This window comes from Mycetocola manganoxydans (assembly GCF_003667545.1).
GTDB lineage: Bacteria > Actinomycetota > Actinomycetes > Actinomycetales > Microbacteriaceae > Mycetocola_A > Mycetocola_A manganoxydans.
The window spans coordinates 140,106-154,107 of sequence record NZ_RCUV01000009.1 but is presented as its reverse complement, the minus strand read 5'-3'; the positions used below and the strand labels follow the sequence as shown (position 1 = coordinate 154,107).

The following is a 14,002-nucleotide window of genomic DNA, read 5'->3' as shown; positions in this document are numbered from 1 at the left end:
CTGCGCGACGCACGGCTCTGTGCGCTGGGGGAAACCCTAGTGGGCCGACGTCTCGAGCGACAAGGTTTCTGGAGTCATTTTGTTGCGACGAACAACTCAGGCCACAGGCCTGCGGCGATCGGGTACCCGACGAACGAGGCCACATCGAGCAGGGTGTGCGCGATCACCAGCGGCATCACCCGGCCCCAGCGCCGATAGCACCATCCGAACAGGAGACCCATCAGGACGTTGCCGACGAACGGGCCGAAGCCCTGATAGAGGTGATAACTGCCACGAAGAAGTGACGTGGCCAGGATGATCAGCCAGTCGGACCAGCCTCGCTCGCGAAGCCGGGTGAAGAGATAGCCGACGACGATGACCTCTTCGACGAGCCCGGCGCGCAGAGCCGACAGGATCAGAACCGGGATGGTCCACCAGTACGTTTCGAGGGGAGAGGCCTCGACAGCGACGGTGATGCCGGTCAATCGACCGATCGCGTACAGGGCGATGCCGGGGATGCCGATGGCGAGGAACAACAGGATGCCGCGTCCCGCGTCGCGTCCGCCACCGGCAAAATCGAGTCCGATCCGGTTGAAGCCGCTCTGCCCTCGCCGCCACAACAGGTAGACCACGAGAGCAACGACGAACAGCTCAAAGAAGATGCCGAGAAACTGGTAGCTGAAATCGAGCCACTCCCGCTCGCTCCTCGACGTGTTGAGCCGGGCGGACTGATTTGCGAGGGGAGTATCGTCCGTCACCCGGGCGACCAGAGACAGTACTGAATAGACGGCGGATGCCCCGAGGCTGAGGCCGAGAACGATGGTGATCTCCCACCATGCTCGCGCGCGGTCGCTCTCGGGCATTCTCACTCCTGGTCGTGTTCTGGGCTGATTTGGTGCAATACGACACCGGGCACGCAGTAAACCGCGGTATTCGATGTGCGGGTGCAAGATTCTTCAGATTGAGTTACCGGTATGTAACGATTGCCCGAGTAATTTTGCGGATGCGCTCAACGATACTTAGGGTTTGTGTATCCAGCGCGGTAGATGGGGCATGATTCTGCCTGCCGTGCTCACTTGCACAGGAGGAAAATTGAAGAAATCACGCATTGGCCTCGGCGCCCTTGCGCTGCTGTCTGCCAGCGCACTCGCGCTGACCGGCTGCGCGTCGGGCAACGAGCCGGCCGCTGAAGAGTCCAAGGGTGACGCTTCGGCGATCATCACCACGAACGGTAGCGAACCCCAGAACCCGCTGATCCCGACCAACACCACCGAGACCGGTGGCGGCAAGATCATCGACTCGCTGTTCTCGGGCCTCGTCTCCTACACCGCGGAGGGCGAGATCGAGAACGAGGTCGCTGAGTCGATCGAGTCCGACGACGCCACCAACTGGACCGTCACGCTCGAGGAGGGCTGGACGTTCACGAACGACGAGCCCGTCACCGCGAACTCGTTCGTCGACGCATGGAACTACGGCGCGCTGTTCAGCAACGCACAGGGCTCCTCGTACTTCTTCGACAACATCGTCGGCTTCGACTACGAGAAGGACTCCGAACTGACCGGCCTCAAGGTCGTCGACGAGCAGACCTTCACGGTCGAGCTTGCGGCTCCTGAGGCTGACTGGCCGCTGCGCCTGGGCTACTCGGCGTACTCGCCGCTGCCCGAGGCAGCGTTCGAGGACATGGAAGCCTTCGGCGAGAACCCGATCGGCAACGGTCCTTACATGCTCGCTGAAGAAGGCGCATGGGTTCACGAAGAGAAGATCAGCCTCGTGACCAACCCGGACTACGACGGTGTTCGCAAGCCCGCCAACGGTGGCCTCGAGATCATCTTCTACGCCACGCAGGATGCCGCATACGCGGACATCGAGGGTGGAAACCTTGACGTGCTTGACGCCGTTCCCGACTCGGCATTCGAGACCTACGAAGACACCTTCGGTGACCGCGCTGTCAACCAGCCGGCCGCTATCTTCCAGGGCTTCAACATGCCGTACTACCTCGAGCACTGGTCAGGCGAAGAAGGCGAACTCCGCCGCGCAGCGATCTCGATGGCGATCAACCGCGACGAGATCACCGACGTGATCTTCCAGGGCACCAGGACCCCGGCCACCGACTTCACCTCCCCGGTGATCGACGGCTGGACCGACAAGCTCGAAGGCGCCGACGTTCTCGCGTACAACCCGGATGAAGCCAAGAAGCTGTGGGCTGAAGCCGACGCGATCGCTCCTTACGGCGACACCGTGTTCGACCTCGCATACAACTCCGACGGTGGCCACCAGGCCTGGGTCGACGCAGTCGTCAACAGCATCTCCAACACGCTCGGTATCGAAGCCGTTGGCAAGCCGTACGCGACGTTCGCTGCTGCTCTCGAAGACCGCGACGCTGACAAGCTGACCGGTGGAACCCGCGCAGGATGGCAGGCGGACTACCCGTCGATGTACAACTTCCTCGCTCCGCTGTACCAGACCGGTGCCGGATCGAACTACGAGGACTACTCGAGCGAAGAGTTCGACGCCCTCCTCAAGGAAGGCGCACAGGCGTCCAGCGTTGAAGACGCGACCGCGAAGTACCAGGAAGCCCAGGAAGTCCTGCTCAAGGACCTCCCGTCCATCCCGCTGTGGTACTCCAACGTCACGGGTGTCTCCGCTGACACCGTCGACAACGTGGTCTTCGGCTGGAACTCCGTTCCGCTGTATCACCAGATCACCAAGGGCTAAGCTCCACCAGCCCAGTAAATACAACGAGTGAAGTGTCCGGGGCGGAAACGCCCCGGACATTTCATTGATTAGACTTCTCCAGTGATTGCGACGTTAATGCCCATTCAACCCGGTGAGACTGCCTGATGCTCTGGTACACAGGCAAACGCATCCTCCAAATGATCCCCGTCTTCTTCGGGGCGACCTTCCTGATTTACTTCATGGTCTTCTCCCTACCGGGTGACCCCATCGCCGCTCTCTACGGTGACCGCCCGCCCGCCCCCGGCGTCATCGAGATCATTCGTGCCGAGTACAACCTGGACAAGCCGTTCATCGTCCAGTACTTCCTGTACATCGCCGGACTCTTCCAGGGTGACTTCGGAACGACCTACTCCGGTCGACCGGTCGCCGACGTCATGGCTCAGGCCTTCCCGATCACCTTCCGACTCGCGATGCTCGCCCTCGCGTTCGAAGCCTTCGCCGGAATCCTCGTCGGCCTCATCGCCGGCCTTCGCAAGGGCAAGCTGTTCGACGCCACCGCGCTCGTCGTCAGCCTCCTGCTCATCTCGGTTCCCACCTTCGTCGTCGGATTCGTCCTGCAGCTCATCTTCGGAGTTCAACTGGGCTGGGCGCGAACGACGGTCTCGAGCGCCGCCCCGTGGGGAGAGCTCATCCTGCCAGCGCTGGTGCTGGCATCCGTGTCGTTCGCCTACATCGTGCGCCTCACACGGGCCAGCGTCGCCGACAACCTCAATGCAGACTTCGTGCGCACGGCGACGGCAAAGGGGCTTTCCCGGCGACGTGTCGTCACGGTGCACGTGCTGCGTAACTCGCTCGTGCCTGTCGTCACTTACCTCGGTGTCGACCTCGGATCGCTCATGGTCGGTGCGATCGTCACCGAGGGCATCTTCAACATCAACGGAGTCGGTGGAGTCGTCTACCGCGCCGTCACTCTCGGCGAAGGCCCGACGGTCGTTTCGTTCATCGCAGTGATGGTCATCATCTTCGTGGTCGCCAACCTGCTCGTCGACCTCCTCTACGCGGCGCTTGACCCAAGGATTCGCTATGCCAAGTAAAAACTTCACCCCGCAGGGACACTACGTCGCGCCGATCGAGGAGACTCCGGTCGCCGCGGTGGACGTCCTCGACGAAACGCAGAAGGCTCGCAGCACGTGGGCGGATGCCTGGGACTCGATGCGTCGCCGTCCCAGCTTCTGGATCTCGTCGATCCTGATTCTGCTCATCCTCATCGTCGCGGTCGCTCCTGGCCTCTTCACACCGATCGACCCCCGCTCGTGCCAGCTGTCCGACAGCAACGGCGCGCCGTCCGCGGGGCATCCGTTCGGATTCACGCGACAGGGCTGTGACGTCTTCTCGCGCATCATCCACGGAACCCAGGCGTCCATCACCGTCGGACTCATGGCCACGCTGCTCGTCACCCTCGTCGGAGGAGCGATCGGCGCACTCGCCGGGTTCTACGGCGGAATTCTCGACACCCTGGTGTCGCGTCTCGGAGACATCTTCTTCGCGGTCCCGACCGTCCTCGGCGCCATCGTCCTCATGTCGGTCCTCCCGGTCCGCACCCCGATCACGGTCGCGGTCGTTCTCGCGCTTTTCGCCTGGCCCCAGATCGCGAGAATCATGCGCGGCGCGGTCCTGAGTGCGAAGAACTCCGACTACGTCATGGCATCCGTCGCCCTCGGCGTGACGAGGTTCAAGATCCTGCTCCGGCACGTGATCCCGAACGCGATCGCTCCCGTGATCGTCATCGCAACGGTCTCACTGGGAACGTTCATCGTCGCCGAGGCCACCCTGTCGTTCCTCGGTATCGGCCTCCCGCCGACGATCATGTCCTGGGGTAACGACATCGGGCAGGCGCGGACCTCCATCCGGACAAGCCCGCAGGTCCTGCTGTACCCGGCAGCGGCGCTGTCGATCACCGTTCTCTCATTCCTCATGCTTGGCGACGTCGTTCGCGATGCACTCGACCCGAAGGCGAGGGCACGCCGATGAGCCAGCCAGTCTCCGAAACCGTCAGCCTGCTCGAAGGAGAGGCCAACGCGCCTCTGCTGCAGATCCGCGACCTCGAGGTCGGATTCGAGACGCAGCGTGGCATCGTCCCCGCTGTTCGCGGCGTCGACCTGACGCTGTATGCGGGTCAGACCCTCGCGATCGTGGGGGAATCAGGATCCGGCAAGACGACGACGGCGCAAGCCATCATCGACCTGCTGCCCGGCACGGGCAAGGTCACCGGGGGGCAGATCCTCTTCGAGGGCCGCGACCTCACCAAGCTGTCAGCACGTGAGATCCAGGCCGTCCGCGGAAACGACATCGGATACGTTCCGCAGGACCCGATGTCGAACCTCAACCCGGTGTGGTCGATCGGATTCCAGGTCGAAGAGGCCATCAAGGCCAACAACATCGCTCAGGGCAAGGAAGCACGACTGCGCACCATCCAGGTGCTCAAGGAGGCGGGTCTGTCGGATGCCGCCGACCGGCTCAAGCAGTACCCTCACCAGTTTTCGGGCGGTATGCGCCAGCGCGTCCTCATCGGAATCGGACTGTCGTCGCGCCCCAAGCTGCTCATCGCCGACGAGCCGACCTCGGCGCTCGACGTCACCGTGCAGCGCACGATCCTCGACCACCTTGCGACGCTCACGCGTGACTACGGCACGAGCGTGCTGTTCATCACCCACGACCTCGGCCTCGCTGCGGAGCGCGCCGAGCAACTCGTCGTCATGTACAAGGGCAAGGTCGTCGAGTCAGGACCGTCGCAGGAGATCCTCGCGAACCCGAAGCACCCGTACACCCAGCGACTGGTCGCCGCGGCTCCGAGCCTCGCATCGCGTCGCATCCAGTCGGTCAAGCACCAGGCGCCCGACGAGGCAGAGATCTTCTCCGAAGGCTCGCTCGACGACGCACTGCTCGCCCGTGCGGCCGAACGCGAGCACGCTGCTCCGACGAAGGACCTCATCTCCGTCAAGAACGTGTCGAAGATGTACCGCATCCGCAAGCAGGGATTCCGCCACGACGAGCTTCTCGCCGTCAACGACGTGTCGTTCGGTGTTCAGAAGGGCACAACGACCGCGATCGTCGGCGAGTCCGGTTCGGGCAAGTCGACGGTCGCGAAGCTGATCCTGCAGCTCGAGAGCATCACGAGCGGTGAAATCGAGTTCGACGGTCAGGACGTCGCCGGACTGCGCGGGTCAGAGCTGCTCAAGTTCCGCCGCCGGGTCCAGCCCGTCTTCCAGGACCCGTACGGTTCCCTCGACCCGCAGTACAGCGTGGGCAACACGATCGCGGAACCGCTTCTCGCACACAAGATCGGAACGGCCAAGGAGCGCGAGGCCCGCGTCCGCGAGCTCCTCGACCAGGTGTCGCTGCCTTCGGCGACGCGCTTCCGCTACCCGAGCGAATTGTCGGGTGGCCAACGGCAGCGCATCGCGATCGCCCGTGCCCTCGCGCTCAAACCTGACGTCCTCGTGCTCGACGAGGCCGTCTCGGCGCTCGACGTGCTCGTGCAGGGCCAGATCCTCAACCTGCTCACCGAGCTGCAGACGGACCTCGGCCTGACCTATCTCTTCATCACGCATGACCTCGCCGTCGTCCGCCTCGTGGCCGACAACGTGTGTGTCATGCAGAAGGGCAGGATCGTCGAGGCGGCGACGACCGACGAGGTCTTCGACAACCCGAAGGAGCTGTACACGCAGGAGCTGCTCGCGGCGATTCCCGGCGGTGACTTCGAGTTCGGCCGCTAGGCGCCTCATCCATACGAACACGGCGGGGCGGCTCCATCTCGGAGCCGCCCCGCTTGTTGTTGGGATGCCTCCCAGCAAGCGGACCGGGACAGTGCGGTAGGATAATCTGTTGGGTCGGACTCTGATCCGATCTATCCCTTTTCCGCCGCGACCGAAACGACGAGCGGCATCCATTTTCTGTAAGGAATTTTTTCATGGCGCTTGCTTCGCGCGACGACCTCCGAAACGTAGCGATTGTTGCTCACGTTGACCACGGCAAGACGACGCTGGTTGACGCCATGCTCCGGCAGACGGACTCATTCGCCGAACACTCACACCTCGAAGAACGCGCCATGGACTCGAACGAGCTCGAGCGCGAAAAAGGCATCACGATCCTCGCGAAGAACACCGCGGTGTCGTACAAGGGCAAGCACGCATCGAACGGCCCGATCACCATCAACGTGATCGACACCCCCGGCCACGCCGACTTCGGTGGTGAGGTCGAGCGCGGCCTGTCCATGGTCGATGGTGTCGTGCTTCTCGTCGACGCGAGCGAGGGCCCGCTGCCGCAGACCCGCTTCGTGCTCCGTAAGGCGCTCGAGGCCAAGCTGCCCGTGATTCTCCTGGTCAACAAGACCGACCGCCCAGACGCCCGCATCGACGAGGTCGTTGCCGAGAGCCAGGACCTCCTGCTCGGGCTCGCGAGCGACATGGCCGACGACGTTCCCGATCTCGACCTCGACGCTGTTCTCGACGTTCCCGTCGTCTACGCATCCGGCCGCAACGGAGCCGCGAGCTGGAACAAGCCGGAGAACGGCACCCTGCCGGACAACGATGACCTCGAGCCGCTGTTCGACGCGATCATCAAGCACATCCCCGCTCCGGTCTACGACGACGAGCACCCCCTTCAGGCTCACGTCACCAACCTCGACGCATCTCCATTCCTCGGCCGCCTCGCACTGCTTCGCGTCTTCCAGGGCACGATCAACAAGGGCCAGACCGTGGCATGGGTCAAGCACGACGGATCCGTGCACAACGTGCGCGTCACCGAGCTCTTCATCACCAAGGCTCTCGACCGCTACCCCGCCGAGAGCGCCAGCCCCGGCGACATCGTCGTGGTCGCCGGGTTCCCTGACATCACCATCGGTGAGACGCTCGCAGACCCGGACGACGTCCGCCCGCTTCCGACGATCACCGTCGACGAGCCGGCCATCTCGATGACCATCGGAACGAACACGTCGCCGCTCGTCGGCAAGGTCAAGGGCCACAAGCTCACCGCCCGCATGGTCAAGGATCGCCTCGACCGTGAACTCGTCGGCAACGTCTCTCTGCGTGTCCTCGACGTCGGCTCGCCCGACAAGTGGGAGGTGCAGGGCCGAGGTGAACTCGCACTGTCGATCCTCGTCGAGCAGATGCGTCGCGAAGGCTTCGAACTGACCGTCGGCAAGCCGCAGGTTGTGACCAAGAAGGTCGACGGCAAGACGCACGAGCCGTACGAGCACCTCACCATCGACGTGCCTGAGGAATACCTCGGGGCCATCACCCAGCTTCTCGCGGCGCGCAAAGGCCGCATGGACAACATGGCGAACCACGGCACCGGCTGGGTCCGGATGGAGTTCATCGTTCCGTCGCGTGGCCTCATCGGGTTCCGCACCGAGTTCATGACGCTGACCCGCGGTACCGGAATCGCCAACGCGATCTCGCACGGGTACGACGAGTGGGCTGGATCGATCGTCACCCGCAACAACGGCTCGATCGTCGCCGACCGCGCCGGCGTCGTCACCCCGTTCGCCATCATCGCCCTCCAGGAGCGGATGACGTTCTTCGTCAACCCGACCGAAGAGGTCTACGAGGGCATGGTCATCGGCGAGAACTCGCGCGCTGACGACATGGACGTCAACATCACCAAGGAAAAGAAGCTGACGAACATGCGCCAGTCGACCTCGGACACGTTCGAGTCGATGACGCCGTCACGCCAGCTCTCCCTTGAGGAGTGCCTCGAGTTCGCCCGCGAAGACGAGTGCGTCGAGGTCACCCCGGCCATCGTCCGCATCCGCAAGGTCGAACTCGACGCCAACGCCCGTGCGCGTATGACGAGCCGTCTCAAGAAGCAGAACGAGTAGCAGCACCGCTCGAACGAAGCGCCCGGAATCCACGGATTCCGGGCGCTTCGTCGTTGGCGCTACTCTGGGTTTCATGTCCTGCCCGTGTCCTGTGTCCGTCCGCGTCGCGCCGACATCCCGCCCCTCGTGACCGCGGAGCCTCGAGCGGCCAGATCACCGCTCCAGGTCGCCACCAGACAGGGGGTTGCCGTCGGTGTCGCCACGGCCGCGTACGGTGTCTCGTTCGGCGCGCTTGCCGTGGCTGCCGGTCTCGACGTCTGGCAGGCGTGTGTGCTCAGTCTCGTCATGTTCACCGGGGGATCCCAGTTCGCGCTCGTCGGCGTCCTCGCTTCGGGGGGAGCGGCGGCAGGGTCAACAGCCATCGCCAGCGCGGTGTTGCTCGGGGTGCGGAATGCGGCCTACGGCATGCGAATGAAGCCCGTCGTCGGCGTGTCAGGCTGGTGGCGCACTGTCGCGGCGGCCTGGGTGACCATCGATGAATCGACGGCGGTCGCCCTCGCGCAGGACGACCCTGAAGCTCGCAAGCGCGGCTTCTGGGTGACCGGGATCATCGTCTACGTCGGCTGGAACCTCACCACGCTTCTCGGAGCTCTCATCGGTGATCTGATGGGGGACACGCGTGCCTATGGCCTCGACGCTGCCGCAGCCGCGGCGTTCCTCGGCCTGATCTGGCCGCGGTTGAGAAGCCACCAGACCATCGCCGTGGCGTCAGCGGCCGCCGTGATCGCTGCCGCTCTCACGCCCGTCGTCGCTCCGGGCGTGCCGGTGATCGCCGCCGCCGTTGTCGCCGTCGTCTTCGGACTGACGAACTGGCTCGGCGCACCGAGACGGAAGGCATCGCTGTCATGACGCTCTGGCACATCGTGCTCCTCGCTTCCATCGCGTGCGTCGCGATCAAGTTGGCCGGGTACGCCATACCCGCCTCCTGGCTGGAGAACCCTGCCACAGCCCGAACCGCCGACCTGCTCACCGTCGCCTTGCTCGCCGCCCTCATCGCGGTGCAGACTCTCGGCACCGGTCAGCAACTCGTCGTCGACGCTCGCGTGCCGGCTCTTGCCGTAGCGGGTCTGCTGTATTGGCTCCGTGCGCCATTCCTTGTCGTTGTCATCGCCGCGGCCGCGGTGGCGGCAGTCCTGAGGCTCTGGACCGGGATGGCCTGAAGGACGGCGAAGACGGGGGATGCCGCGCGGGTAAACTTGAGGCCGTGACCCTCGACAACAGCCAGCCCGCTCCGGCACCAGGGGCCACCCCGCTGTCAACCCGACTGACGGGTGCCGTACTCTCCCTCCTCGTCGGCGCCATCTACGGGACGGTCGGAACGGTGGCACACCAGAACGTCGTGCCGATCGGGGGAACCGACCTGCCGGTGGGGCTCGTCCTCGCTGTTCTCGGCAGCCTCGCCCTCCTTCTCGGCTTCCGGCTTCTCTTCGATGACCGTCTGGCCGTGCTGTGCGCAGCGATCGGGCTGGTCGGCATGATCGCCCTCTTCTCGCTCGCGAGCCCCGGAGGTTCGATCCTCATCCCGCAGGGACTCATCGGCCTGTTCTGGTCGGTCGCCCCGGTTCTGATCGCCACGATCATCGTCGCGTGGCCGCGGCTTCCGCAACGCTCCACTACCACGAAGCCCCCGACCGCACCGCGATTGGACCTGCCCCGTCAACCGGAGGCGTAGACTGGGGTTTCCTGTCGTCGAAGGGAACCGAGCCAACTGTGACCTACGTCATCGCCCTCCCGTGTGTGGATGTCAAAGACCGAGCGTGCATCGATGAATGCCCCGTCGATTGCATTTATGAGGGTGAACGCTCGCTGTACATCCAGCCGGACGAATGCGTCGACTGCGGTGCATGCGAACCGGTCTGCCCCGTCGAAGCGATCTACTACGAAGACGACCTGCCCGACGAATGGGCTGACTACTACAAGGCCAACGTCGAGTTCTTCAACGAGATCGGCTCTCCGGGCGGAGCAGCCAAGGTCGGTGTCATCAAGTACGACCACCCCGTCATCGCTGTCCTGCCTCCGCAGGCCTGACCGGTGGCGCTGCAGCCGCTTCCCGATTACCCGTGGGATGCCATGGTGCCGTACGCACAGCGCGCCAGGGCCCACCCGGACGGAATAGCCGACCTCTCGATCGGGTCTCCGGTCGACGCCACCCCCGAGGTCGTACGGACGGCACTGGCACACGCGACCGACGCCCACGCCTATCCCACGACCGCGGGAACCCCGGCCCTGCGAGAGGCCATCGTCGATTGGTACTCCAGGCGCAGGGGAGTGACCGGCCTGACCGTCGATTCCGTGCTCCCGAGCATCGGCTCCAAGGAACTCGTCGCGCTCCTTCCGTTCATGATCGGAATCGGTGCCGGCGACACGATCGTCCACCCGACGGCCGCATACCCGACCTATGCGATCGGAGCCGCGCTCTGCGGGGCAGTCGCCGTGGCATCCGATCGGCCTGAGGAGTGGCCGAAGGGCACGAAGCTCATCTGGCTGAACTCCCCGGGGAACCCGGACGGTCGGGTCCTCGACGTCGACTACCTGCGTACTGCGGTTCGCCGCGCCCGCGAACTCGGCGCTCTCATCGTGAACGATGAGTGTTACGCGGAGCTCGGCTGGACCGGGCCGTGGGCGAGCGAGCCGATTCCGAGCATCCTGGATGCTCGCGTGACCGGCGGGGACACAGCCGGGATCCTCTCGATCTACTCGCTCAGCAAGCAGTCGAACATGGCCGGGTACCGGGCAGCATTCGCCGCGGGATGCGAGAGAACCCTCGCCCGCCTCCTCACGGTCCGCAAGCACGCGGGACTCATGCTGCCGGCCCCACTTCAGGCAGCGATGGTCGCCGCCCTCGGCGACGATCGGCATGTTGAGGAGCAGAGAGAACGGTACCGCGCACGGCGCGCTGTGCTCGTCCCCGCGCTCGAAGCCGCGGGGTTCCGAATCGACTCGAGCGAAGCGGGACTGTACCTGTGGGCGACGGAGGGTCGCGACGCCTGGGCGTCCATCGACCGCCTCGCCGACCTCGGGATCCTCGCAGGACCCGGTGTCTTCTACGGTGATTTCTATCCCGAGCACGTTCGACTCTCGCTGACAGCGACAGACGATCGCATCGCCGCTGCGGCCGCCAGGCTCCGGGCATCCGTGCTTTAGGAGAAATCCTCCAGACATCGCTGGCCCTCGTTGACGATGGCGACGATAGGCTGTCAACCCGATTAGGCTGTATCCGGACCGACCACCGCCACCAGCGGTTCTCGCGTCTGGTCCGACGAAAATATCTCAGTACAAGGAGGCGCCGTGGGCGACGTCGAGCAGGACTTCCGTGCAGGAAACCACAAAGCGACCCTGACCTACCCCGGCGGCACTGCCGAATTCCCGATCCTGGGATCGAGCCAGGGCGCGTCCAGCATCGACGTGTCGACACTGACCCGCCAGACCGGTCTCACCGCGCTCGACTACGGATTCGTGAACACAGCGGCCACGAAGTCGGACATCACCTACATCGACGGCGATGCCGGAATCCTGCGGTACCGCGGCTACCCGATCGAGCAGCTGGCCAAGAACTCCAGCTACCTCGAGGTCGCCTGGCTGCTCATCCACGGCGAGCTTCCCACCGCAGACCAGCTCGGTGAATTCGACGAAAAGATCCGCCGTCACACCCTCCTGCACGAGGACCTCAAGCACTTCTTCTCCGCCCTTCCCCACACGGCACACCCGATGGCGGTGATCTCCAGCGCACTGTCGGCGCTGTCGACCTATTACGAGAACGCTGGGGACCCCAACGATCCCGAGCAGGTCGAACTGACCACGATCCGTCTCCTCGCCAAGCTGCCCGTCATCGCCGGGTATGCCCACAAGAAGGCTCTCGGCCAGGCGTTCCTGTACCCGGACAACAGCCTGAGCTTCGTCGACAACTTCCTGCGCCTCAACTTCGGCAACATGGCGGAGCCGTACGAGATCGACCCGGTCCTCTCCACGGCGCTCGAGCAGTTGCTCATTCTGCACGCAGACCACGAGCAGAACGCATCGACGTCGACCGTCCGGCTCGTCGGCTCGACCGGTGCAAACCTCTACGCCTCCGTCTCCGCGGGAATCAACGCCCTGTCAGGGCCGCTCCACGGCGGGGCGAACGAAGCGGTTCTCGAGATGCTCGGCCGCATCCGTGACTCCGGTGAAGGCGTCCAGCGCTTCGTCGACCGGGTGAAGAATAAGGAAGACGGCGTCAAGCTCATGGGCTTCGGGCACCGGGTCTACAAGAATTACGACCCGCGCGCGAAGATCGTCAAGGAAAGCGCCGACCAGGTGCTCGCGCAGCTCGGCATCAGCGACCCGCTGCTCGACCTCGCCAAGGAGCTCGAGCAGATCGCCCTCGAGGACGACTACTTCAAGGAACGCCGCCTGTACCCGAACGTCGACTTCTACACCGGCGTGATCTACAAGGCGATGGGCTTCCCGACGCGCATGTTCACCGTGCTGTTCGCCATCGGCCGGCTGCCGGGCTGGATCGCCCACTGGCGCGAGATGAACGAGGACCCGCAGACCAAGATCGGCCGCCCGCAGCAGCTCTACATGGGTGCCGCCGAGCGCGACCTGCCCCAGCGCTGATCCATGGGGTTTCCGTCCGGAACACGTTTGCTGAAGAATCTCACCGACCCGGGTCGGATCGAGTACGGCGTTGCGTCGAGCATCGTCGCCGGCGCGTTCTGCCTCGTTGATCCCGCGCGCCTTCGGCCAGGAGGTCGCCTCGCCTTCCGGGGTCTGACGGCCGGGCTCGTCGGCGGGCTCATGCTGATCGAACTGAAACGAACCCCTGCTCTCAAGCACAATCCGATCGCCCTCGCCGGCACCGCCGCTGGTGTCGCCGGAACCGTGTTCGGGCTCTCCGAGGTCAGTGAGAAGCTTGACGCCCGGATGATGGCCGCACTCACGCGGGTCGGCATCCGTTCGCCACGGGTGCTCGTCGCCGTCGTGTCGACCCTGGCGTCACTCGCGTCATTCCGTTCCGGCACGGCAACCGACGATGACGACGGCGGCGACGACGGCGATGGTCCGTTCTACACCGAGGTCGATCCCGCGATCCGCTCGCTCGTCGACGGCATGCTCCAGGCGACCCCTGAGCACTCGTCGGCGGCCCTCAGCGCCCAATGGGCGACGGCGCGGGCCGAACACTGGACTCCGCCCGAATCGGACGAGTTCGACCGCTGGCTGGAATTCTCGGTAGATGAGAACACGGCTCGCGTCGTCCCTCACTCGTTCACCTTCCCGGTGAAGGCGCACTTCCGCGCGCCATCGGGAGTCGTCGCAGAGGCATCCCTTCTCGTGTCAGAGGGACGACTGCGTTCCCTCATGATCGACGTCGTGCCTGGAACGGACGAACTCGAGAGCTACGACGATGGCGACCCGCTGGAGAGCCTCACGTCCTGGCCCGCCATCGAGGACGTCACGTTCGTCCTCGACACGCCCTGACCAGCGGAAGCA

At 64.6% G+C, this 14,002-nt stretch carries 13 protein-coding genes; 12 read left to right on the top strand and 1 reads right to left on the bottom strand.

The window, feature by feature from the left end; genetic code table 11:
- Nucleotides 1-74: 74 nt before the first annotated feature.
- Nucleotides 75-842 (bottom strand): CPBP family intramembrane glutamic endopeptidase, encoded by a 768-nt coding sequence (locus D9V29_RS10015; RefSeq protein ID WP_121673171.1) that lies wholly within the window; start codon nt 840-842, stop codon nt 75-77.
- A gap of 229 nt (nt 843-1,071) precedes the next feature.
- On the opposite strand from D9V29_RS10015, the gene D9V29_RS10010 reads away from it, so the two are divergent.
- The 12 genes from D9V29_RS10010 (at nt 1,072) to D9V29_RS09955 (ending at nt 13,990) form a co-directional block, all read left to right on the top strand.
- On the top strand, nt 1,072-2,694 hold the full coding sequence (locus tag D9V29_RS10010) for a peptide ABC transporter substrate-binding protein (RefSeq protein ID WP_121673170.1): 1,623 nt from the start codon (nt 1,072-1,074) through the stop codon (nt 2,692-2,694).
- Nucleotides 2,695-2,819: 125 nt separating this feature from the next.
- Nucleotides 2,820-3,749 (top strand): ABC transporter permease, encoded by a 930-nt coding sequence (locus D9V29_RS10005; protein ID WP_121673169.1) that lies wholly within the window; start codon nt 2,820-2,822, stop codon nt 3,747-3,749.
- Nucleotides 3,739-4,686 carry an ABC transporter permease gene (locus D9V29_RS10000; protein ID WP_121673168.1) on the top strand — a complete coding sequence of 316 codons (948 nt, stop codon included), beginning with the start codon at nt 3,739-3,741 and terminating at the stop codon, nt 4,684-4,686. Before D9V29_RS10005 ends, D9V29_RS10000 begins: the two co-directional genes overlap by 11 nt.
- Complete coding sequence (locus tag D9V29_RS09995; RefSeq protein ID WP_121673167.1) at nt 4,683-6,431, top strand: dipeptide ABC transporter ATP-binding protein; 1,749 nt, start codon at nt 4,683-4,685, stop codon at nt 6,429-6,431. Before D9V29_RS10000 ends, D9V29_RS09995 begins: the two co-directional genes overlap by 4 nt.
- 194 nt (nt 6,432-6,625) lie before the next feature.
- The gene (gene typA / locus D9V29_RS09990) at nt 6,626-8,533 is read left to right on the top strand and encodes a translational GTPase TypA (RefSeq protein ID WP_121673166.1); all 1,908 of its coding nucleotides are present in this window, start codon (nt 6,626-6,628) and stop codon (nt 8,531-8,533) included.
- 126 nt (nt 8,534-8,659) lie between these two features.
- Nucleotides 8,660-9,382, top strand: a complete 723-nt coding sequence (locus D9V29_RS09985) for an AzlC family ABC transporter permease (protein WP_121673206.1) — start codon at nt 8,660-8,662, stop codon at nt 9,380-9,382.
- On the top strand, nt 9,379-9,693 hold the full coding sequence (locus D9V29_RS09980; protein ID WP_121673165.1) for an AzlD domain-containing protein: 315 nt from the start codon (nt 9,379-9,381) through the stop codon (nt 9,691-9,693). The genes D9V29_RS09985 and D9V29_RS09980 overlap by 4 nt, the downstream gene beginning before the upstream one ends.
- Before the next feature lie 44 nt (nt 9,694-9,737).
- Nucleotides 9,738-10,205, top strand: coding sequence for a hypothetical protein (locus D9V29_RS09975; protein ID WP_121673164.1), 468 nt, complete (start codon nt 9,738-9,740; stop codon nt 10,203-10,205).
- A 38-nt stretch (nt 10,206-10,243) separates the two neighbouring features.
- On the top strand, nt 10,244-10,561 hold the full coding sequence (gene fdxA, locus D9V29_RS09970) for a ferredoxin (protein WP_121673163.1): 318 nt from the start codon (nt 10,244-10,246) through the stop codon (nt 10,559-10,561).
- A gap of 3 nt (nt 10,562-10,564) precedes the next feature.
- Nucleotides 10,565-11,677 (top strand): succinyldiaminopimelate transaminase, encoded by a 1,113-nt coding sequence (gene dapC / locus D9V29_RS09965; RefSeq protein WP_121673162.1) that lies wholly within the window; start codon nt 10,565-10,567, stop codon nt 11,675-11,677.
- A 144-nt stretch (nt 11,678-11,821) separates the two neighbouring features.
- Entirely contained in the window at nt 11,822-13,129 is a 1,308-nt protein-coding gene (locus D9V29_RS09960) for a citrate synthase (RefSeq protein WP_121673161.1), read from the top strand.
- A gap of 3 nt (nt 13,130-13,132) precedes the next feature.
- Nucleotides 13,133-13,990, top strand: coding sequence for a hypothetical protein (locus D9V29_RS09955; RefSeq protein WP_147436255.1), 858 nt, complete (start codon nt 13,133-13,135; stop codon nt 13,988-13,990).
- The last annotated feature ends 12 nt before the right edge of the window (nt 13,991-14,002 follow it).

What these genes read in the sequence shown, in the direction of transcription:
- D9V29_RS10015 (WP_121673171.1), bottom strand. Translation starts at nt 842, where the DNA reads ATGCCCGAGAGCGACCGCGCGCGAGCATGGTGGGAGATCACCATCGTT.
- D9V29_RS10005 (WP_121673169.1), top strand. Translation starts at nt 2,820, where the DNA reads ATGCTCTGGTACACAGGCAAACGCATCCTCCAAATGATCCCCGTCTTC.
- D9V29_RS10000 (WP_121673168.1), top strand. Translation starts at nt 3,739, where the DNA reads ATGCCAAGTAAAAACTTCACCCCGCAGGGACACTACGTCGCGCCGATC.
- D9V29_RS09995 (WP_121673167.1), top strand. Translation starts at nt 4,683, where the DNA reads ATGAGCCAGCCAGTCTCCGAAACCGTCAGCCTGCTCGAAGGAGAGGCC.
- typA (WP_121673166.1), top strand. Translation starts at nt 6,626, where the DNA reads ATGGCGCTTGCTTCGCGCGACGACCTCCGAAACGTAGCGATTGTTGCT.
- D9V29_RS09980 (WP_121673165.1), top strand. Translation starts at nt 9,379, where the DNA reads ATGACGCTCTGGCACATCGTGCTCCTCGCTTCCATCGCGTGCGTCGCG.
- D9V29_RS09955 (WP_147436255.1), top strand. Translation starts at nt 13,133, where the DNA reads ATGGGGTTTCCGTCCGGAACACGTTTGCTGAAGAATCTCACCGACCCG.